14 protein-coding genes are annotated in these 22224 nt (G+C 50.6%); 9 read left to right on the top strand and 5 right to left on the bottom strand.

Annotation, left to right across the window (positions count from 1 at the left end; genetic code table 11):
• From ACVBEF_RS15110 to ACVBEF_RS15120, 3 genes are all read left to right on the top strand, one after another.
• On the top strand, window positions 1–1090 hold a 1090-nt coding region (locus tag ACVBEF_RS15110; RefSeq protein WP_447124768.1), incomplete at its 5' end, for an NAD-dependent succinate-semialdehyde dehydrogenase.
• 191 nt (window positions 1091–1281) lie between these two features.
• Window positions 1282–2451 (top strand): MFS transporter, encoded by a 1170-nt coding sequence (locus ACVBEF_RS15115; RefSeq protein ID WP_447124769.1) that lies wholly within the window; start codon window positions 1282–1284, stop codon window positions 2449–2451.
• Between the two features lie 213 nt (window positions 2452–2664).
• On the top strand, window positions 2665–5943 hold the full coding sequence (locus ACVBEF_RS15120) for a hypothetical protein (RefSeq protein ID WP_447124770.1): 3279 nt from the start codon (window positions 2665–2667) through the stop codon (window positions 5941–5943).
• A gap of 101 nt (window positions 5944–6044) precedes the next feature.
• Here ACVBEF_RS15120 and ACVBEF_RS15125 read toward each other — a convergent pair whose 3' ends face one another.
• The 5 genes from ACVBEF_RS15125 to ACVBEF_RS15145 form a co-directional block, all read right to left on the bottom strand.
• On the bottom strand, window positions 6045–6986 hold the full coding sequence (locus tag ACVBEF_RS15125) for an LD-carboxypeptidase (protein WP_447124771.1): 942 nt from the start codon (window positions 6984–6986) through the stop codon (window positions 6045–6047).
• 234 nt (window positions 6987–7220) lie between these two features.
• Window positions 7221–9350 carry a T6SS phospholipase effector Tle1-like catalytic domain-containing protein gene (locus ACVBEF_RS15130; protein ID WP_447124772.1) on the bottom strand — a complete coding sequence of 710 codons (2130 nt, stop codon included), beginning with the start codon at window positions 9348–9350 and terminating at the stop codon, window positions 7221–7223.
• Window positions 9351–9833 (bottom strand): DUF3304 domain-containing protein, encoded by a 483-nt coding sequence (locus tag ACVBEF_RS15135; protein WP_447124773.1) that lies wholly within the window; start codon window positions 9831–9833, stop codon window positions 9351–9353. It lies immediately after the preceding gene.
• A gap of 24 nt (window positions 9834–9857) precedes the next feature.
• Window positions 9858–10736 (bottom strand): DUF4123 domain-containing protein, encoded by an 879-nt coding sequence (locus tag ACVBEF_RS15140; RefSeq protein WP_447124774.1) that lies wholly within the window; start codon window positions 10734–10736, stop codon window positions 9858–9860.
• Window positions 10737–10757: 21 nt separating this feature from the next.
• Complete coding sequence (locus ACVBEF_RS15145; RefSeq protein ID WP_447124775.1) at window positions 10758–13274, bottom strand: type VI secretion system Vgr family protein; 2517 nt, start codon at window positions 13272–13274, stop codon at window positions 10758–10760.
• Between the two features lie 295 nt (window positions 13275–13569).
• On the opposite strand from ACVBEF_RS15145, the gene hemE reads away from it, so the two are divergent.
• The 6 genes from hemE to ACVBEF_RS15175 all read left to right on the top strand — a co-directional run bounded on the left by hemE (window position 13570) and on the right by ACVBEF_RS15175 (window position 22119).
• On the top strand, window positions 13570–14649 hold the full coding sequence (gene hemE / locus ACVBEF_RS15150; RefSeq protein ID WP_447124776.1) for a uroporphyrinogen decarboxylase: 1080 nt from the start codon (window positions 13570–13572) through the stop codon (window positions 14647–14649).
• 979 nt (window positions 14650–15628) lie between these two features.
• On the top strand, window positions 15629–17674 hold the full coding sequence (locus ACVBEF_RS15155) for a primosomal protein N' (RefSeq protein WP_447124777.1): 2046 nt from the start codon (window positions 15629–15631) through the stop codon (window positions 17672–17674).
• Between the two features lie 204 nt (window positions 17675–17878).
• Window positions 17879–18499 (top strand): response regulator, encoded by a 621-nt coding sequence (locus ACVBEF_RS15160; RefSeq protein WP_447124778.1) that lies wholly within the window; start codon window positions 17879–17881, stop codon window positions 18497–18499.
• A gap of 137 nt (window positions 18500–18636) precedes the next feature.
• Window positions 18637–19554, top strand: a complete 918-nt coding sequence (locus ACVBEF_RS15165; protein WP_447124779.1) for a class I SAM-dependent methyltransferase — start codon at window positions 18637–18639, stop codon at window positions 19552–19554.
• A gap of 124 nt (window positions 19555–19678) precedes the next feature.
• Window positions 19679–20038: a hypothetical protein gene (locus tag ACVBEF_RS15170; RefSeq protein ID WP_447124780.1), complete on the top strand. Its 360-nt coding sequence runs from the start codon at window positions 19679–19681 to the stop codon at window positions 20036–20038.
• A 272-nt stretch (window positions 20039–20310) separates the two neighbouring features.
• Window positions 20311–22119 (top strand): ShlB/FhaC/HecB family hemolysin secretion/activation protein, encoded by a 1809-nt coding sequence (locus ACVBEF_RS15175; RefSeq protein ID WP_447124781.1) that lies wholly within the window; start codon window positions 20311–20313, stop codon window positions 22117–22119.
• The last annotated feature ends 105 nt before the right edge of the window (window positions 22120–22224 follow it).

Here is a 22224-nt window from a genome sequence, read left to right on the forward strand (position 1 = left end):
CTCCGACTCAGTAGTTCTATGCCGAGTACCACGGACAAGCACGAATCGATATCGGATCGTTGTCATTAAAGAACCTATTGGCGTGTGTGCTGCAATCACGCCGTGGAATTTTCCGGCGGCGATGATTACCCGCAAAGTCGGCCCGGCGCTCGCCGCTGGTTGTCCGATGGTATTGAAACCTGCCGAGTCGACGCCGTTTTCAGCCTTGGCACTGGCCGTGCTGGCTGAGCGCGCCGGTGTGCCAGCTGGGGTCTTTAGCGTCGTCACAGGCGCTGCGCGTGAGATCGGTGCAGAAATGACCAGCAACACGATTGTGCGCAAACTGACCTTTACCGGCTCAACAGGTGTCGGGCGATTGTTGATGCAGCAATGCGCGCCGACGATCAAAAAACTCTCATTGGAGCTGGGGGGCAACGCACCCTTTATCGTCTTTGACGACGCCGATCTGGACGCCGCCGTGGAGGGCGCAATTGCCTCCAAATATCGCAACGCCGGACAAACCTGCGTCTGCGCTAACCGTTTATATGTACAAGACGGCGTCTATGATGCATTCGCACAAAAACTGGTGGCCGCAGTCGGGCAACTGACAGTTGGCGATGGCTTGCAAGAGGGCGTTACACAAGGACCATTGATCGATCAAAAGGCAGTCGAAAAGGTTGAGCAGCATATTGCCGACGCGCTGGGCAAAGGCGCACGCCTGTTGATCGGCGGCAAGCGCCATGCGCTGGGGCATGGTTTTTTTGAGCCGACCATTTTGGCCGACGTCACCTCTGACATGATCGTAGCCCGCGAAGAAACCTTTGGCCCGATGGCACCATTGTTTCGTTTCAAGACCGACGACGAAGTCATCGCCATGGCAAACGATACCGAATTCGGCCTCGCCAGCTATTTCTACTCCCGCGATATCGGCCGCATCTGGCGCATAGCCGAAGCGCTGGAGTGCGGCATCGTCGGCATCAATACCGGTTTGATTTCCACCGAAGTCGCGCCTTTTGGTGGCGTCAAGCAATCTGGTCTGGGCCGCGAAGGATCGACGTACGGGATTGAGGATTATCAGGTGATTAAATATTTGTGTATGGGGGGGATTTGATTGCGTCGCGCGTGTAACGGCCCAGAAGTGCACATGTTGCATTTCTGGTTACTGCTCAGCGGAAATAATTCGGCGTTGCTATAATCTCGCCTTACGCCAACATCGGCGTGCCTTCGGCGCTTGCACACAGTGATCAATTTTTCCGCATGACTGACGCCTGCAACGCCGTTTTCTGATCGATCCTCACCATGATGTCCTTGCCTTTATTTGCCCTCGCCATTGCCGCTTTTGGCATCGGCACGACCGAGTTCGTCATTATGGGCTTGCTGCCCAACGTGGCGCGCGACCTGGGAGTATCAATTCCTGCTGCAGGCATGCTGGTCACTGGCTACGCGCTGGGCGTCACTATCGGCGCGCCGATTATCGCTATTGTTACCGCTAACTTACCACGTCGTACCGCCTTACTCAGCTTGATGGGCTTGTTTCTGGTCGGTAATGTACTGTGCGCACTGTCCCCCAATTACGCAGTCCTGATGGTGGCGCGCGTGGTCACTGCCTTCTGTCACGGTGCATTCTTCGGCATCGGTTCAGTCGTCGCCGCCGGACTGGTTGCGCCCAATAAACGGGCGCAGGCGATTGCACTGATGTTTGCCGGATTGACGTTGGCAAACGTGCTGGGCGTGCCCTTCGGTACCGCCTTGGGTCAGCTGCTGGGCTGGCGTTCGACCTTCTGGGCGGTCACCGTGATCGGCGTATTGGCCGTGATTGCGTTAGCGATGTGGCTGCCAAAACAGATCGTCATGCAAAAGACCAGTCTGCTGCAAGAATTCCGCGTGCTGGCTGATCGTCAGGTCTTGATGGTGTTGGCCATCAGTGCGCTGGCATCGGCCAGTTTGTTTTCAGTATTCACCTACATCACTCCGATACTGGAGGACGTCACCGGTTTGACGCCACATGCCGTCACGCTGGTATTGCTGATATTCGGCGTGGGCTTGACCGTCGGTAGCGCCCTGGGCGGCAAGTTGGCAGACTGGCGTTTGCTGCCGTCGCTGATTGCCTTTTTGATCGCGTTGGCGATTGTGCTGACGATATTCTCAGTGACGATGCATACCCCGGTCGCAGCCGCGGTGACCATATTTGTCTGGGGCGTACTGGCCTTCGCGATCGTACCGCCCTTGCAAGTGCTGGTAGTCAATCGCGCCAGCGAAGCCCCCAATCTGGCGGCAACCCTAAATCAAGGCGCTTTTAATCTGGGCAATGCGACCGGCGCATGGGTTGGCGGCATCGCTATCGGTGCGGGCTTTCAATTCACTGTGTTGCCGTATGTTGGCGTGGTGATGGTGTTGATGGCGTTGGGCCTGACGCTATGGTCAGCATCGATGGGACGTACTAGCAGCTTGGCGTTGACTACCGGGGAGTAGTTCGCCACCGTTCGAGGAGGCCTTAAAAGACACCTTTTGGAAGATTAAAAATAGCGGAAAGTTGATAATCTCTTTCCCGAAAGAACGACTATATGAAGCCTCATATAGTCGTTCTTTTTTCTTTCACAAAACCTTTCATAGGATTTGATAATGCGCTGCAACCACCAACCCACCGTTCAGCCCAGGTCACTAGCTGATAGAGGTACACAAGTATTGACACTATCAGCACCGCTTCAACCCAGTGATGAGAATGCACAGATTCTGGCCGATTTTTTTTCTAAACTTGACGTTCTTTGCCGGCATATTGCCGAAGATCTCGAGTTTGTTTTTCCGAACAATAGTTTAAGAGTTGCTATCGATGCACTCGTACTTGGCAGCAATGCACTGGGAGAATGCAAAGTCAATGCCCAAGAAATGCTCAATACACTTCGTAAACAATCAGGTCTGACCTTCGAGCAGGCGGATTTCATCCGCATAGCCAGAAACAGAATTGATCGTGCTTGCACTATGTCGCAAATCCCATCGGATGATTTGGCAAGGTTACTAATGAAGGATATAGATACCATTAGAAGTCAGTTGGGGTTATCCGATGAAGCTCAAGAGGCTTTAGCTACTTCATTGGAATCAAGTTATTCGCCCATCAATATAAATTTGGAAAAAGTATCAGTACCACTTCGCCCCATTGATAAGAAGGCAAAGCTCCTTACTGATTTTTGTTTAAAAGTGAATAGCTTTTGTCAGGATTTCGCCAAAGAAATCAAATTTAGTTTGCCGGACAATAACTTGAAAGTTGCTAGCAAATTACTCAAGCTTGGCGGCTCGCTGGAAAGATGCAAAACCAGTACCCAACAAATCCTTAAGACGCTTGGTCAACAACCTGGTCTATCCCCGCAGCAGAGAAATACTATTAACGTAACCGGACCCATCATCGATCAAGTCTTCGCCGCGTCAGACAAGTCGCCGGAGCAATTAGCATCCCAAATAAAGGATGCTTTATACGACATCCGATTTCAGATGGGGTTATCCAAAGAGGTTCAGGAGGATTTAGCTATTGTGCGTAATGCAGGTCATTCGACGACAAACCAGGTGATCGTATTTGATAGCTATCGTATGACTGCACGTATCGATGCAATTTTGCATCCTGCTAAAGATCGACAGTACGAAAGCGTTGGTTGTAAAACCACCGGTGGAGCTGGGGTAGTTTTGATAGCGAATCTGGATAAGTGGCTTCGGCCGCAAGACCCACCAGATATATACTTGATGGAGGACGTCATGCCTGACGGACTTGACCCAGAAGAAAAGATACAGGAAGTATTGCCACCAGAGGAAGAAAAGACACAGGAAATGCTGCCACTAGAGGAAACGTTAGAGCAGCAATATGAACAGATAGAAAGGATAGAGTCTGAATTAAAGCGTACTTTTCCCTACAGTGCGATTTTTGTGGATTTCTTTTCCAGGAAATTCTTAACACCTGAGGGAACGGAAACTACGGGACTTGCGGAGGCACAAAAATTTTTACAAACGAACACCGCTATATTAAATAAAAATCTATCCGCTAATTTTATTCCGGCAGATTCAAGTAATTTAACGCAACACACCACGATGCATGGTGTTAGCTTCATTAAATATGAACCTTACTGGGAATTGCCATTTCCTGACAAAACAGAGAGTGGTGATTTTATTTTGGCTAACGGCACAAAAGTTACCACCGAGATGATGAAGCTAGCAGATGAAAAGATAGCGTTTAACGAAACATACGGAAATGACACGCTCTTTGTTATGTCACTCCCGACACGCTTGAATCCTGAGATAAATTCAGACGGACTGATCCGTCGAAAGACTGGCGAAAAAGGGCAATGCATCATAGCGCGACTTGATCCGAAACTGACAGCAGCCGAAATGAGTGAGGCAGGTCAAAACCTTTTCAACGATATTCGCATATACGGCACCGGTTGTCTGGGCCTTGAGACTGGGCATGCTGATATAACCATGCCACTTTACAGTACTCTTGGAGCTTGTTGGTATAAGGACATGCTTAGCTTGACGCAAGCTAAAGTACATCAAAAGGGAGCAAGTTATTACACCATTACAGAGAGGCCTGAAGTACTTTTCGGTGGCCCGCGATATGTACCTCCAGACTATATTGCAAAACTTGATCTGAGTTCTCCATACGTTGAAATAATGGTCTCTGAAGAAGGCACGCCACAGACCTGGAAGCTCTTATTTAATCCTGAATCAAAATCGGAAGATGAGATCAGAAGGGGGGCGCGCGATAAGAGCTTGATACATCTTCTCAGCTCCCCGCCACCTGAACGGTTATCCGATATTATTCAAAAACGGGATCTGAAAACTGTAGATTTGGCGGCATTACGCTCAGTTGAAAATTTAATTAAAGAACATGCAGGAGCCGACGAATTTTCAATATTTTTAGTGCACGCCGGTAATAGTGAGCATCTTTATGAAAAAGAATTTATAAATTTCATGCTGGTTTGCATGCTAAATGATCCAGAGCTACGGACACGTATTGTTGATTATATTCGGAGTGCTTTTATTTATTTTGAAAATGTAAATTGGGGGCCAAGGTTCCCGAAGGTATTAGATGGTATTGCATACATGATGGCAGATACCAATAAATTAAAAAATTATGATCCCCATTACTACATCAAAGCATTAGGAAATTTTTTAGAAAAAACACCAGAGGAATTGGCTGAGATGGGAATAAAAAATTCGGGACACAATGAATCTCCTGAAAATATTGTAAATATCTTTCAACAGTTTTGTCCCGGTACTTTTGAAAATTTAAATATTCCAGATATATCGTTTTCTCCTCGCTATTCTCATCCTAAGTTTGAATATATTGCCGCCATAGAAAATAATATTGAAGGACTTTTAAAGACGCAGCCTGATAAAAAATTATCGTTCTTTGTGGGATACACAGAGCGCAATGATATTGTTGGCAAAGTTGTTCTGGTAAATGCATGGTTCGATGAAAGCGGAAAATGTGAATATGAATTAATTGACGCTCCGAGGGGAGAAAAAAAGCTAAACCAATTGCCTCCTGCTAAAAATATCTGGATATATCATCCCGTCAAAAAAACGAACAAAGACTTGTCGCCATCAATGCTTGCATTAGTGAATACTTTATCTCGCCCGGCAAGAGCCATTGATGCGAAGTATGAGGAAAGGATAAAAGAAAATGCCAGAAATTTTTCCCTGCGTCAGAGAGTCCTGCATGCCAAAAATGAGTTATGGAGACTATATGGAGGTGATGACGGATTGGCAGAAGTCTTTATTATTTATGACAATTTAATTCTTTCGTCAGATAAAAAAATGATGCAAGAAATTTTTTCCCGTATGTTAGAAAATCCAATACTTCGAAAATGCATTTGTTACATTGCGTTAAAAGAATGGAATTCTCATACTGTTAATAATGAGATCAATAGGAGAGCTATATTGGATAAAATGCGAAATGAGTTGAAGCATGCAAAGTAGCATTAGATTTTAGCCCTGCGCACTCGATTGAGGCTGCTAGCGATTTGACACTGACTGCTGGCGATTAGTTATTCGCCAGCAGTCAGATTGTATTTAGCGCATTACAGTTTCTGCTGCAACGAGCAGTACTCCACGTTTTCCGGGCACGACAGCAAAACATCTGCGCCGAGTATGACCGGATGATTGGTTCTGCCGTGGCCGATAAAGGGATAGTAGTAAACCGGTTTGTTGAATTTTTTGGCAAAATTTTCAATGACCGATTTATACATTAACCGCTCCGCATCAGTCGGGTCCAGCGGATAGAGTTGACCAAAAATGATGGCGTCAACATGGAGATCTTTTTTAAAAAGTAGTTGATGCAAACTGCGATCCAACTGACGGAAGCTCACCCCAACATCTTCCAACAGCAGTACCTTTCCAGAAAAATCCGGCTCATAGCGCGTTGAAAAGGCGCTACTGACCAAGGTGAAATTGCCGCCTCGCAGCTGCCCCTGAATCCCTTTTTTTGCGGCGTCATTGAGTGGCAGAACATTTTGATAGTTAACACCAACATTGAACAGCGCGTTAATGGCCGCAATAGGTTCCAGGTCGTTGGTTTTTATCTTGCCATCCGGTGCTGTCATTTCTTTGTTCAGGCTGGCTACTGTGCCATGTACCGATGGCCATTGCAGATATTCATTCACAAAGCCGTGAATCGCCGTGACATCGCTAAAGCCAACCAGTACTTTCGGTTTCGCCAATGCAAGCTGTTCTTTTGCCGCGTAAAGAAAGGGCAGCAGATTGAATGCACCGCCACCACCTTTGATAAACCACACGATCTCGACCTGATCATCAAGCATGGCGTCAATCAGCATTTTGGCCCGCGAGCGGTCTGTATTGACATAGCCAAAATCGGATACAACCTGATTGAGATGACGGGTATCAACCGAATAGCCATTTAGCGTCAGTGCACCTTTAACTTTTTCAACAATTTGTTCGTCATATTGGGTTGAGCTGGCAACCAGCGCGACCTTTTGATAGGACTTGGCAAGCGCCGAAGACATCATAAAAAGACTGCATATCAGGGGCAGGATAAATATCTTTCGCATAATAATTTTCTATTGGAGTCGATGGGAGTTTTTGTTGAATCGGGCAATCCTGTATGTGCTGGACTAGCACTATCAGGGCTATGGGGAATATACGGACATGCTGATTCGAAACAATCAGAAAACACCCAATATCGCTATTTCTTTCTATTTCGGAGTAGCCCCTGATGCCCGATCTATTTCTATGCGCACCTATTCAAACGCATACCGCTGCCGCAAATACCCACTACCCTCCCTGCGTGTTGTGGTCTGGATCGAGAGCGCCGCGTGCAGTAATTCGGGAGCGTGCGCATCGGTTTGTAGCGGAAACAATTTAGCCAGCGCGGCTTGTTGTTCCGGGGTAAACACCGTGTGCTGATCAGCGGCTTCCTTCGCAATGGACTTATCTGCGCGATACCCGCCCGTTTTCTCCGCTTGCCTGACCGTATCGATGCGCGTTTGTACGCTCTCGGCCAACGCCGTATCGGTTTTTATAGCCTGCTGATAATTCTGCCAAACCTGTTTTTTATAGGGCGTCTCTGGTGCTTTTCTAGTGTTCTCGTACTCGGTCGCCATCTTCAGCAACTCCTCGGCTTTGTCTTCATTCGTGCCGAACCCGGCCAGAGTAAAACCGGCCAGCGAATCATGTACATAAAAATCCAGCAATGCAAAAAAAGGCGTCTTCACTGGCAACTGTTGTTTTTTCATTTCTGCCAGCGCCCATATTTCGTCTGGCTTCGGCGCTGCACTCGCCAGCATCAACGTGTATTGCCATGTATTCATGGCACGACGCGTTTTTCCCTCCAACAAGACGCGTTGATACGGCACGCCTGAGCGGTCTTCAAAAGGCTTGCGGGGATTTAATTTATCAATCGCCACGCGTTGCTCCAATAAAGCAAGGTCACCTCGCAGCAAGACGTTATAGCTACGCAAATCCTCCTGATCCTGCGCATTGGCACGGGGAAAAGCGATGGTGTATTCCAGCCCGTCCAGGTATTGCCGCCGATAGCCGTAATACAGCGTCATGTGTTTGCGGACCATGGTGTAATAGTCGCCGATCTGCTCGATGCCGGACGCGCCCATAAACTCACCGGCGGCCATGTAGTCGTTCCATGCCTGCGCGAGCTGTGCGTCGATGGCGTAGTGTTCTTTTAAATCTGACGGCATCACGCAATACGCCGCCAAAGGCACACCCGCCACGCGTGCAGCTTTATGCATGTGGACCAATGGAATTTGCGATAGCAACATAGCCATCTGCGTTTGATCATTCCACAGCCCACGCCCCTGATCGCCTGGGCGATAACCGCCGCCGATATCGGCATGCACGCCGGGATACAGCGCTTCGGTGACCTTTCCCTTGCCAGCCTTGACGCGTGTGATGGGGAAATTGCGGCGCTGCTCATGCGCGCCGATAAAGTGTACGGTTTCTTTGACGCAATCCGGTAACGGTGTGAGGATTTCTTTGGCCCACGAAAAATGCCCATCGGCGAAAAATAGCGGCGTGGTTTCAGCCACAGATTGCGGCAGCCCGATGCTTGCCACGCTCTCGAATATTCCCAGAAAATCGATGCTGGCCGGCATACCGCCAAAGGTGCTGTCTTTTATTCCCTCTTTCGTCTCGCCTTGGGTGAGTACGTCGTTAAACCAGTAACAAAATGCCCGGGCTAGTGTTGCGCCGCGTGAGAAGCCGAATACTGAAATGCTGATCTGCGGGATTCTTGGCAGTGGACGAGCAATGCGCGCCTTGCGTAATCTGGTATTGAATTCTTTATTGAGATCATTAAACCAGCTGTGTCGGTTGGGACGTGGTTCACGGTTATCGCGCAGAGGGTCGCCGGTGTCGATGTCTTTGGCGTATTGCTGGAGTTTGGCGGTGATTTCCTTGTCCTTGAACATTTCTTGTCCCTCGTTGAATGATTGGTAGACGGCGTTATAAACCTGAAGTAAGGCGAATAAAATCCGCGCTTGCCCGCCTTTACCAAATGCTTTTCCATCCTGGCTTTCACGCCATTCGCGATTCTCTGGAAAACGGGTTCCTAGTCCGGGAATGTAGAATTTATAGTGATGAGAAGTCATAAGCACGCCCTCCTCATTAACATCTGTATGCGCTTTAAACAATTTAACGATGTTGGTATGGCTTTGCACCGGTTCATCGCGTTCCCGATTATTGTTAGTGCCATCGAAAAACAGGCCGATCTTGATTGGATATTGGCAAAGAGGTTCATTTTTTGCGGGACGTGTATCTAAGTCTTGTACCGTACATAATTCGGTAATCGTTAGCGCCATTTCATTTTCGGCACGATCGGAAATAGTCAGTGGCGCTGATTGAATAGGGTTACTCATTTACTCTTCCTCCGGTGGGGCGATAGTGCTGCTTTTGAGAATAGGATGTTTAGGACTTTCTGGCGCATAGCCCGCAGAAGAGACCACGCGCACTTCATCATTTTCAAAAAAATGAACATATAGCGTTCCTGCTTCTTCATACCGTCTGATCGTGGTAGTTTTTTCTATCCAGTCGCGTGCATTCGGCTTCCAGCGAACTTTGACTTTCATACCCGGTTGCCATGTATCCGGAAGCGTATAACCCAACGCGCCGATACCGCCGCAACTCAGCCCGCCGACCATGCGCTTGCTGAAAAATTCCTCAACGCTAAATGAAGAAACATAAGGCGCACCCTTATGACTTAAGCAACCTACCGATACCCCACTCATCGGAATATTCACATACGGAATAACATTTAAAGGCCGACTTAATTTCGGTTCAGTGGTTGTACAAGCGCCGAGCATCAACGCGGTACTCACAAATAAAATTTGACGCATTTTCATACCATTTCTCCTTCAGTTAATGGATCACCCGATTCGTTCCAGCGCGATGTCTGCACCATATTTTTGTGCCGCGTCCAGCAACGCCAATGCTTGCCCTCTGTCGGACATCCTCAGCGCATGGATCAATAATTTTCTCCGTTCGGCATCGTGATCAATATCGCGTCGATTCATAGCTGCGAGTAATTCGGTGATCATCGTATGCAGCGTCGATGGTCGATATTGCGTGACGAGTTCGGGGATTGTTTTGGTGAAGTGGTGCTGAAGATAATCCGCCTCGCCACAATCAATGAGCCGTGCATATTGCTTGTCCGTGATGTCGATAGCGTTTGCCTCGCCTACCGCTCCGACAACGTAAGCCGCTGCATCAACGCAAGTGCCGGTGATGCTGGTGAGCGTGCCTTCGCGGTTGATCAGATGCCAGACGGTAAAGCCGGAACAGAAAGCACTACGTTGTTCCGCATCAAAGCTCTGCAAAATATCTTCGCTGCAAAGCGTGTCCGCAAATGGCAGTGGAAAACGCAAGCCATCTGACGGCGTGCGGACTTGTAAAAAGGGGGCGAAATGGCGTTGCAGAGCGTGAATCGATAATGGGCTTTGCAACAAGCTCAACATCGGAATACCTGCGCTGCGCTGTAGGAGCTGCGCTATGCGTTCAGGGTTGGCGATGAGTAGAAAAGGACTGCATTCCTCTAATTCTGCGAGCGCTGTTGTGTCATATAGCGAGACGATGTCGGGTTGATTTTTCTGACTATCCTCCCAGAGCTCGCGGCTTGAAATATCATCAAACGTACCATCGATCAGCAGATAGGTCAGTAGCGCTGCATGCTTGTTTATATGGCTGGCTAAGGTTGCATCAATCTGGCGCAACAGGGCGGGATGGTATGGGTCAACGGCGTAAGACATATTTATTTTCCTTCAAAATAATTAAAGAGCCGCAGCGCCTAGACGGGTATTGACCGCGCGCGCTGCGCGTTGACATTCTTTGCATTGCGCCTGTGGAAATTGCGGCAATTCCACCGGTACGTTGCTCGGCCCCGGCATCGCATGAACGGTTGCATGGGCGATCCAGCTACCGTTAGTCCCGCTATAAATTTCGCTGGCATTCCATTTGGTAAAACTACCGCCGCCGTTAATCAGCACTTCTTCTTTAGCGCTCAGAGTGATCCGATTGGCGCTCTGGGCGATGGTCAGTTTGGCGAGCAGATTGATGCAGTCTTTGAGTGACGTCACATCAATGTCGCCGCTTGCCGCAACCAGTTTTATGCCGGTTTTATAGGCGAACAAACGGATCCCATTTTTGACGCTGGCGACTAAGCGTTGCCCGACTGACAGGCTGATATTTTGTCCACTGGTCAGCGCAAGTTGTTCTCCGCTGGCGAGATGGGTGGAATGCGGCGTCGTGGTCTCTATCCCTGCCAGACTGGCGAGGATCAGATGCGGTGCGGTGAGTTCAGGGAAGCGGCCTTCTGAGGCATCATTAGGATTGCTGCGGCTGCCTTGAATCGCCGTGTTTTGTTGTTGGATGGCACCGGTAATGGCGCTGTGATCCTCCGTCTCCAGCGCCCCGTGTTGTTGCGCCAGTTCGCCAAGACTGTCGTGCTGATCTTGCGCCGACATCAGCCTTTGCGCAGTTTCGTCCAGATCGGTGACATGGCCCTCGGCCCGGCTACGGCCCTCAGTGCTAATGAGCAGCCCGTCTTTAGCCCGAATCGCGCCATGGCCGTCGGTACGTAATTCAAACCCTTGACCGCGCGCATCTTTCCGCCCGGCCAGACCATCAATGCGAGTGATGTGACCTAACGATAACTGGCTGTGCAGATGATCGCTTTTAAGCTGGCTTTGGATTTTGCCATCGGTGTCGTCCATGATCAAATGATTGCTGCGACCGGGTGCGCTGTTACCGCCGTCTTTGGTCAGCTCACGCGAGCGAAAACCGGATAAGGCGCTCTGACTGGGTAGCGTCCACGGCGGCAAATTATTCTGGTGATAGACGCGTCCAGTACAGATCGGCAAATCAGGATCGCCGCCGAAAAAGTCGATGATCACCTCTTGCCCGATACGCGGAATCTGCATCCCGCCAAGTTGATTCCCGGCCCACGGTGCGGCAACCCGTACCCAGCAACTACTGTTTTGATTGTGCTGACCAAGTCGATCCCACGGAAATTGAATCTTGATGCGGCCAAGGGTGTCGGTCCAGAGATTGTGTCCGGCGGGTCCGACGACTGTGGCGCTGGCGGGGCCGTGGGTGAAGGGTTTCGGTGTGGTGCGTTCGGGACGGAATATCTCGCAGGTCGGCTGCACGGTGAAGGCGACGTTGACTGCGAAACGTTGGCGCTGGAGGTTGCCAGCGTTCTGCGTTTCATCGGCAGCGTCAGTGATGCTAAGCGTGGTGGAAAGAATTAAATAATCCGCATTCGCGGTAACCTGCGGATGGTCCCGCAAGGCAAACACACAGCCGGGCACCATGCCGCGCAAATGCCCCTGACCGCGTGCACGCTGACCGGGGCTGCGTAGCGCCTGCATCCGTAATCGCGCCAGAAAATCTCCCTCCGCATGCGGATCGTTCGGGCTACGCCCGACGCCGCTGGCGGCCGGTTGACTGTAGTGGGCATCGGCGTGCCATTGATACACGGCTTGCTGGTTGTGGCCGGTCTGGCGAGGATCGGCGCGGCTAGCTGAAAGGTTGGCATTGGGACGGGTGTAGTCGTATTCGTTGGTACTGAATTGGCCCGAGGTCAGCGTGTGCGCCGGGACAAAATCGTGAATATATTCAACGTCGATATGCTTGCCTTCTGTATGAAAATCGAGAACGTGATAGGCACTATTGGACGATTTTTTATGCGCGCCGATGTTATCGATGAGGATGAGCCGATGCTTGCCATCGCTGTGTTCGAAGAAGTAATTGATCCCCCATTCTTCGCATAACCGGCTGAAAAATGCGAAATCGGTTTCGTTGTATTGGGTCTGATAATCACGCTTGGGGTAGGCGTCGATGAGGCGTTTATCGACCGGGAACAGGTAATCGGCCAGCAGGGTATCGAGAATTTCAACGACGGTTTGGTCCTGGAATATTTTGCAGTCTGCCGTCAGCGTGGCGAGGTGCAGCCAAGGACGTAAAGTGAGTTGGTAAAGCGCATGACGACCTTCCTGCCGCAGTATGGTCGCCGCACTAATGAGGCCAGAGATTTCCCGCGCTCCGGCGTTGCCGTGCTGCGCAATGCTGACGGTAATGTCATGGCCGATGAAATCATCGAGATGAAAGTTGGCAACCTGATCGGTCAGATGGTTGAGTGTGTCGGGCGTGCTGAGGAGGAGTTGGTAGTCGAAAAGTGCATTGAGGCTTTCGGTGCCGGACAGGCTAATCGGGACCAGACCCGGTGCACCGAGGATGCGGGGAATAGCGCAGCTAGTGGCGCTAAGGGTACGGGGATTGCTTGGCATGGAGACGCTTTCTGGAAAGAAAGTGAGCACGACCAGACGCTGATCGCGGATGTGAAAACATCTCCATGCATACTAGGGACGATTTTTGCTGATGAGATTGAGAAGATTCTTAAAATTGAGGTGAGGTAGATAAATAACGAAAGGAGATGATGTCGTCGTTTTGACAGATCACGGGATTCTGGTCAGGCATTGCAGGTGGGCGGCTCACCCGGACGTCGGATAGTTCACTTTGTAGCCATCAGGCAGGCAGTAGAAGTGCGATAATGCCGCATTCCAAAAGCCTCAGATCGCCTCCATGCCCCAATTCGCCCCCCTCAAGAACGATACTTTCCTACGTGCATTATTACGTCAGCCGACCGATTACACGCCGTTGTGGTTGATGCGTCAGGCCGGGCGTTATTTGCCTGAATACAAGGCAACGCGGGCACGTGCCGGGTCTTTTCTGGGGCTGGCGAAGAATCCCGATTACGCAACTGAAGTCACGCTGCAACCGCTGGAGCGTTTTCCGCTGGATGCGGCGATTTTGTTTTCGGACATCTTGACGGTGCCTGATGCAATGGGACTGGGGCTGTATTTTTCGGATGGCGAAGGGCCGAAGTTTGCGCATCCGCTGCGCGACGAGGCGGCGATTAAGGCCTTGCGCGCACCAGACTTGGGCAGTCTCGATTATGTTTTTAATGCGGTCACACAGATTCGTACCGAGCTCAACGGTCGCGTGCCGCTGATTGGATTTTCCGGCAGTCCGTGGACGCTGGCGTGCTACATGGTGGAGGGCGGCGGTTCGGATGATTTCCGCACGGTTAAGACGATGTTGTACAACCGTCCAGACCTGATGCACCACATTTTGAGTATCAATGCCGCAGCAGTGGCAACGTATCTGAATGCGCAAATTGATGCCGGCGCGCAGGCGGTGATGATTTTCGATACCTGGGGCGGCGCGCTGGCCGATGGTGCGTATCAGGCGTTTTCGCTAGATTACATGCGCCAGGTCATGGGCCAGCTCAAGCGCGAAAAGGATGGCGTGCCGATTCCGGCGATCGTCTTTACCAAAGGTGGCGGCTTGTGGTTGGAGCAAATTGCCGATATAGGTGCCGATGCGGTCGGGTTGGACTGGACCGTGAATTTGGCCGAGGCACGCGCCCGTGTGGGTCACAAAGTAGCGCTGCAGGGCAATCTTGATCCGGTTGTGTTGTTCTCTAGCCCCGAACAGATTCGCCGCGAAGTGGCGCGTTTGTTATCAAGTTATGGCGCGCCCTCTGCAGGTCACGGCCATGTATTCAATCTCGGCCACGGGATTTCTCAGTTCACACCGCCCGAGTCGGTGGCCGCCATGGTTGAAGCGGTGCATGAGATCAGTCGCAAAATGCGTGGATGATACTGGCATCAAAAGCAGGTCTTGCCGGGTTGGTGTTGTCAGTCCTCATTGTTCGACTAAATACTCGACCAAATTCTCGTTTAGCTCACTTGCGTTGATGAATTTCTCGGTTGTCTGAGTAATTCCCGATTTCTGAGTTGCTCTTCTTCAGTCTCCTTTTCGGTTGGCGATCCCTCCAATATGGATGTGGTGTGGCCCTTATCGCTATGGGGGGAGGACATGTAGCGTGGTTTCTGAAGGATGGTGAACGATAAGTGTTCTCTTCTTTACCACACAATCTTGGTTATATGGCGAGAGTTATACACATAATAATTTGTGTTGTGGTGCACAAATTCTGTGATAAGAATGTCGTTAATGTAATGTACTCAAAAATTCTTAAGTCATTGAATTTAAACAAATTATTTTTTTGCACTTACATTGTGCGTTTCTATTGCATTGACTGTGGATATAAGTTATTCACCTTTTGAATGTGAGGTTACCCACAAAGTTATCCACAGGGATTATTGATAATTTAGAAAGTGCTTATTCAACTGTAGCCCCTTCATTTTCTTTATTTTTCCATGGGGCAATAAAATAAATTATTATAAAAACAATGATTTCAGGTTTAATCCAACGTCCCTAAGAATTTTCTGTGAAGATGGTTGTAATAGCATTATTTAATACTTGCATTTTTTCTTTAGACAGGATTCCTTTTTAACCGGGCAATATCTGACTTGTGCACATATTTGAACTTGATATGAGATATGAAAAAAAATAAAAAATATTTTTTTAGAGTTTTTACTTCTTTATAAGTCATTGATTTTAAACAGTTAATTTTTTGCACTCCGTTTGTGCATTTCATCGAGCGCCGCATAGGTAGTGCGTTTGCGGCTGTCAAGACGATGTTATCCACAAAGTTATCCACAGAAGCTGTGGATAGCTTTAAAAGCGCTTATGAAACCGGTAGTTAGCTTCTTTCCTCAGGATTCACATTAACTTCGTGAAACATTGCATTCTTCAGGTTGTCCTCGACACCCCCCTTGACAGCAGCTTTGACTATCGTTGGCAGGCAACCGATGCTGCCGAGGCTATTCCTCAGACTGGCCAGCTTGTGCAGCTCTCGTTTGGTCGCCGCGAAGTGGTCGGCATGATCGTCGGTAACAGCACGCACAGCGATGTTCCCCCCGCGAAATTAAAAGATGTTCAGGCCGTGCGGCAACAGTTGCCGCCACTATCGCTGCGCTGGCTGGCGTTGTGCCAGTTCGCCGCCGATTATTACCAGCGCCCATTGGGCGAGGTGGCGTTGCCGGGATTGCCAAAAAATCTGCGTGCACTGACCACCGTGGCGCTGGACCGCGGTCTGAAAAAACTCCAGCAAGTTGACGCCGTGCATGACGCCACGCCGATGGACGTCCCGCCACTCAATCCATCGCAACAATTCGCAGTCGACGCCATCGCTGGCACGACCGGGTTTGCGCCGACGCTACTGTATGGCGTCACCGGCAGCGGCAAGACCGAGGTGTATTTACAGGCCGCTGCCAAAATCCTTGCCCAAAGTACGAGCGACGGTGAAGGCAATCCTGCGCAAATTCTCATTCTTGTGCCCGAAATCAACTTGACGCCGCAACTGGAGGGCAATATTCGGGCGCGTTTTCCCGGCGTGATGGTGGCAACCTTGCATAGCGGCTTAGCCGAGGGCGAGCGGATGCGGCATTGGCTGGCGGCGCACTTGGGGCAGGCGCGGATTATTTTGGGGACGCGGCTGGCGGTACTGGCGTCGCTGCCGCATTTGCGCCTGATCGTTATCGATGAGGAGCATGACCCCTCGTATAAACAGCAAGAAGGCTTGCGTTATTCGGCCCGTGATCTGGCGGTATGGCGCGCGCACCAATTACGCATACCCATCGTTTTGGGTTCAGCCACCCCATCGTTGGAAACCTGGCATCACGCGCAATCGGGCCGGTATCGCCAGTTAGAGTTACGCCAGCGTGCGGTCGCCAATGCGGTGTTGCCAGCGGTGAAGCTGGTCAATATGGAGCACGACAAGCCGACCGAAGGGCTGACCTCAACGCTAATCAGCGCCTTGAAGCTGCGTTTGCAGCGAGGTGAGCAATCACTATTATTTTTGAATCGGCGCGGTTATGCGCCGGTGATTGCTTGCGATGCCTGCGGCTGGGTCAGCGATTGCACGCGCTGCACGGCGTTCATGGTGCTGCACAAACCGGAACACCGACTGCGTTGTCATCATTGCAGCCTGGAATTACGGATTCCCAAATCCTGCCCGACCTGCGGCAATGTCGATTTGCAACCGTTGGGGCGCGGCACGCAGCGCTTGGAAGAGGGCTTGCGGGCGATGTTTCCAGAGGCGCGGGTGTTGCGCATCGATGCCGACTCCACCCGCCGCAAGGGCAGCGCCCAAAGTGCGTTCGATAGCGTGCATCGGGGCGAAGTGGATATTCTGATCGGCACCCAAATGGTGGCAAAAGGGCATGATTTTAAAAATCTGACGCTGGTGGGGATTCTGAACCCCGACACCGCACTGTTTTCGCACGACTATCGCGCCAGCGAGCGCCTGTTTGCGCAGTTGATGCAAGTCGCCGGGCGGGCCGGGCGCGCTGCACAAAAAGAGGGCGGGAGCGCCAGCGAAGTGCTGATTCAGACGCGCTATCCGCAACATCCCTTGTACTCGGCAGTCATCGCGCACGACTATGATCACTTTGCCAGCGCGTTGCTAGAGGAGCGCCAACAGGCACATTTGCCGCCCTATATCTATCAGGCACTGTTGCGAGCGGAAGCCAAAGAGCTCGAAACCGCCATCGCTTTCTTGCAGCAAGCCGCAACTTGTCTGGAGCACGGCGGGATCACGATGAACGATCCGATACCGATGAGCATGACGCGTGTAGCCAACGTGGATCGTGCGCAGTTGCTCATTGAGTGTGCATCGCGTCCGGCATTGCAGGCTTTTCTAACCGATTGGATGGCGGTATTGCGGACCATCAAAACGCGTGCGAAATGGTCGCTGGAAGTTGATCCGGTGGATATTTAATCGACCCGTAGAGAACAATTTTAAATAGAAAAGTTACCATTACTTTAAGAATTTTCCTATACCGTTGCCCCTCGTCTATGCCTAATCTAGGCCCTTGCAAATAAATTATTAAATCGATGATGAGATCAATAATCTTGTCCGTTTGATATTATTTTGAAGTGTCAACACCCCTTGATCTTCATCGTTTTATTTTAAGGAGACTGCATGCAACATATAGTTTTGGCTGACAATCATCCCGTTATTATTGCCGGAGTCCGAGGATATATTGATCGTTGCGCGGACCTTTCTGTGGCCGCCATTGCCCGTTCTACAGATCAATTGTTGGCCCGATTAAAAGATACGCGTTGTGATGTATTGATCACCGACATTTCGATGCCGGCGCAACAAATGTGCGATGGTCTGACTCTGTTGTCATACGTTAAGCGTCATCATCCCAATGTGTGTTTAATCGTATTGACCATGAATACGATGCCCGCTGTGTTGTATCAGATCATTAAAAGCGAGGTAGACGGCGTGTTGCATATGAACGATGAAATTGCCACTATCAGGTACGCAATCGATAGTGCTGCAAAAAAATCACGCTATATCAGTAAATCAGTACGTGATATTTTGCGTGCCGGCCCCGTGGGAAAAATGCCCAGCCAACGCGAAACCGAAGTCATCAGAATGTATGCCAATGGTCACAGCATCCGCGAAATAGCGACGCGCCTCAACAAAAGCGTTAAAACGATTGCCCTTCAGAAAACCTCCGCGATGAAAAAAATGGGTCTGCGCAACGATGTTGAACTTGGGCGATATTCACTTGGCGGGGTTGAACTCCCGTAACAATGGCAGGGCTGGCACTAAAAGGCCCACCTGGTAGAGGAGGAAAACTAGTTTTCATCCCCGCCAAAATCGCTATCTCGCTATACTGACAAGCACCGCCGCACATTTGCATCAGGCTGCCAGGAAGTTATAGTTAAATGAATAGCATCAAGCAAAATACGCCATCCGACAGTCCACTTCAGCCCAAGCATGAAATCCGGCCCGGCCAATCGATTGAACTGTTAAAAGAACTGCATATCTTGACCCGTGACGGCAAGTTGAATCAGGACAGCCGTCGCAAGCTCAAGCAGGTGTATCACCTGTATCAGTTCATCGAACCTCTATTGCAAGAAATTCAACAAGAACACGCAAGCGTCCAGCTGGTCGATCATGGTGCCGGTAAATCCTATCTGGGATTTATTTTGTACGATCTGTTTTTTAAAACCCTGACCGATGGTTCGCATATTTACGGTATTGAAACGCGTGAAGAATTAGTCAAAAAATCGCAAGAATTAGCACAAAAACTGGCATTTCCTGGCATGTCGTTTCTGAACTTATCCGTTGCTGATTCAACCGAATCGCCTTTGTTGCCAGCACGTATCGATGTCGTCACCGCCTTGCATGCATGCAATACCGCGACCGATGACGCTATTGAGTTCGGATTGAAAAAACAAGCCCGTTATATGGTGTTAGTCCCTTGCTGCCAGGCAGAAGTCGCATCCGTTCTGAAGAAAAACAAAGGAAAAACGCTCGCCAAAGAAGCCCTCACAGAAATCTGGCGCCATCCCTTGCACACGCGTGAATTCGGCAGTCAGGTCACCAACGTCTTGCGCTGTCTTCAATTGGAAGCGCACGGCTATCAAGTTAGCGTGACCGAATTAGTCGGCTGGGAACATTCGATGAAAAACGAATTAATCATCGCCACCTACAAGGATTTGCCGCGCAACCGTCCTACGCAACGGCTGCAAGAGGTGTTACAAACACTTGGTCTTGAAGAAATGCAGCAACGATTTTTTACCCCCTCGGGTGCACAGGGCTTGGGCCCCGAGATAGAAAGAGCAGTAGCAGGAGCCTGAACCAGCATCGGCAAAAAGGTGATGTCTCGAGGTTGACATCACATGATCGATGTCTCAACCGACGTCCGTGATCTTCTTAGAAATACGGACGTCTACCATCGCATCACCCAACCAGGAGAGTGAAATGACGCAGACTAGCGGCGCACATGCAGTCAAAGAGTTTACAAAAGCCCCCTTAACCGAAGAAGGATTGACTGAAACCGTGCAGAGAATCAATGCCGGGACTGGCGAATTCGCTCTGTTGAGTCATCCCGGGCGCATCGCATTGGTGCAGAAAGTAACCGAGCAATGGGAGCAAGAGTTTGTTGCCGGCTTTCACATCTCCGACGATCTCTCTAAAGCCGGAAACGATTATGCCGCCATCGAGCAGGGCGACAAATATCCCAGTCTGTCCGACCCAGTGCGTGAAGCCCTGTTGCAGCGTTTCGATGATCGTCACGGCGATGGCGGTCCACGCAGTTGGCAGGATCTCAATAAGAAGTAAACGGCGGCCATTTACATTGGCCGTCACCATCTAAGTTCTACCAAAGTTTTACCTATTGGAGGCTGTTGTTAAACTGCTGCGCGCAGTTTTTCCACGGCCTTCAGGCATTTCAAAGGTAGTCAGAAGAAAAATCTGTCTAATCAACTCCTTCACCAGTAACATTTCTGTAGTTTTTAGAGAAATATCCACCAAATCTTGAGCTTTTTCGCAAACAAGACAAGTAGGATCGCGCCCTAGAATATTGCCTCGAACTAGTTTCTCAGGGGCAATTCTTGAAAAAATATCTTGTCTTCACCAACGCCAGCCTTTCCCGGCGAATGTTTGCGCCACGCATTCTCCTGCTACTGAGCGGTGCTTTTTTCACAGCAGCCAATGCGTCTCAGAGAGCGCAAGAAGAAGCCCAAGTCATCCAAACGCCCGCCAGCGAAGAACAACGCCGTCGTACGCAAGCGGAAGCCTTCGCCCGTCAACGCGCATTACAAGCACCCAACGTTGATCTCGGCCCCGCATCGACTGACACGCCTGACGCCGCTGACACATTGGCCTTACCAACCGATGCCGAATGTTTTACGGTGCAGCAATTTGTACTCGACGTACCGACTCAGTTGCCTCCCGCCAACCAGGCGGCCGGAGCCAGCGCGTTACCGTTCGACCCCTTTCATTTTGTCCTGGATTACCTGCACAACTACGCTGGCGCGTGCATCGGTAAAGAAGGCTTAAACGTCATCGTCGCTCGTCTCGGCAAACTGATTCTGCGTCACGGCTACACCACCTCCCGCATCGGCATCCCAGCCCAAGATTTAGCCAGCGGCACAGTCACGCTGATCTTGGTTCCCGGCCTGATCCGCGCGATCCGCTTTGCTGATCCGACGCTTTACGGTACCTGGAAAAACGCCTTCCCAACCGGCCCCGGACGCTTGCTCAATCTGCGTGATCTGGAGCAAGGCCTAGAGCAAATGAAGCGCATCCCCAGCCAGGACGTTGACATGCAACTCGTCCCCGAAGACATCCTCGGCGAAAGCGATATCGTCCTCGACGTTAAACGCGGCAAGCCCTGGAAACTCAGCGCCAATATCGATGACAGCGGCGCACAAGGCACCGGCAAACTCCAGACCAGCCTTAATTTCAGCATCGACAATCCACTCGGCTTAAACGACCTTTTCAACGTCGGCATCAATAGCGACGCCGACCGCAAAGGCGATCAACGCGGCACCAATGGCAACAATCTGTATTACGCGATTCCCGCCGGATACTGGCGTTACACCGTTAGCGCTAGCAACTATCGTTATCACCAAAAAATTGGGAGTGCTGATCCTTTCGTTTCTTCCGGCAAGTCGCGCAATCTCGAGGTCACCGTCTCCCAATTATTCCAGCGCGATCAATCTCAAAAAAATAGCTGGCAATTCAAAGTCGCCAAGCGCTGGAGCCGCGGCTATATCAACGGCCACGAAACCGACAACCAAAAGCGCAACACCACCTTTGCAGAACTCGCCTGGGTCCACAAACATTACTTTGGCAACGCCCAACTCGATGTCACCTTCGCCAACCGCTGGGGCGTGTCATGGTTCAACGGTCAGGGCGACCCCGACCCGGCTTTCGACTCGCGCAACCCATCGGGCGATACCTTCCGCTACAGCCTGCAAAGTCTCGACGCCACCGTCGTCGTCCCATTTGCCATCGCCACCCAGCCGCTGACCTACATCGGCACTTTGCGCGCACAAAACACCCGCTCCAAGCTATACCTGTCCGACCAATTCACGATCGGTAACCGCTACACCGTACGCGGCTTCGATGGCGAACTAAATTTAGCCAGTGAACGCGGCTTCTTCTTGCGCAACGAACTCAATATCCCCCTAGCGCAAAGTGGTCAATCGGCCTACGTCGGCATCGACATCGGCAAAGTCTACGGCCCCAGCGTCAAGGATTTACTCGGCGACAAACTCGCCGGAGCGACGGTCGGTCTGCGTGGCGGTTATCAGGGCGTCAGCTACGACATTTTTTCGAGCTGGACGCTCTACAAACCAGAGCGCTTCCGCACAGCGAATCCGACCATCGGCTTCAACCTCAACTATCAATATTGATAGTCGATTGGTTCCATCCCTATCTGAAAAATCACCCTCAATACGCTTTCTCTGAATTGGAATATGCATGAACAAACAAGCCTATCGCGTCATCTTCAACCAACA

The sequence above is a fragment of the Glaciimonas sp. GG7 genome (assembly GCF_052976905.1).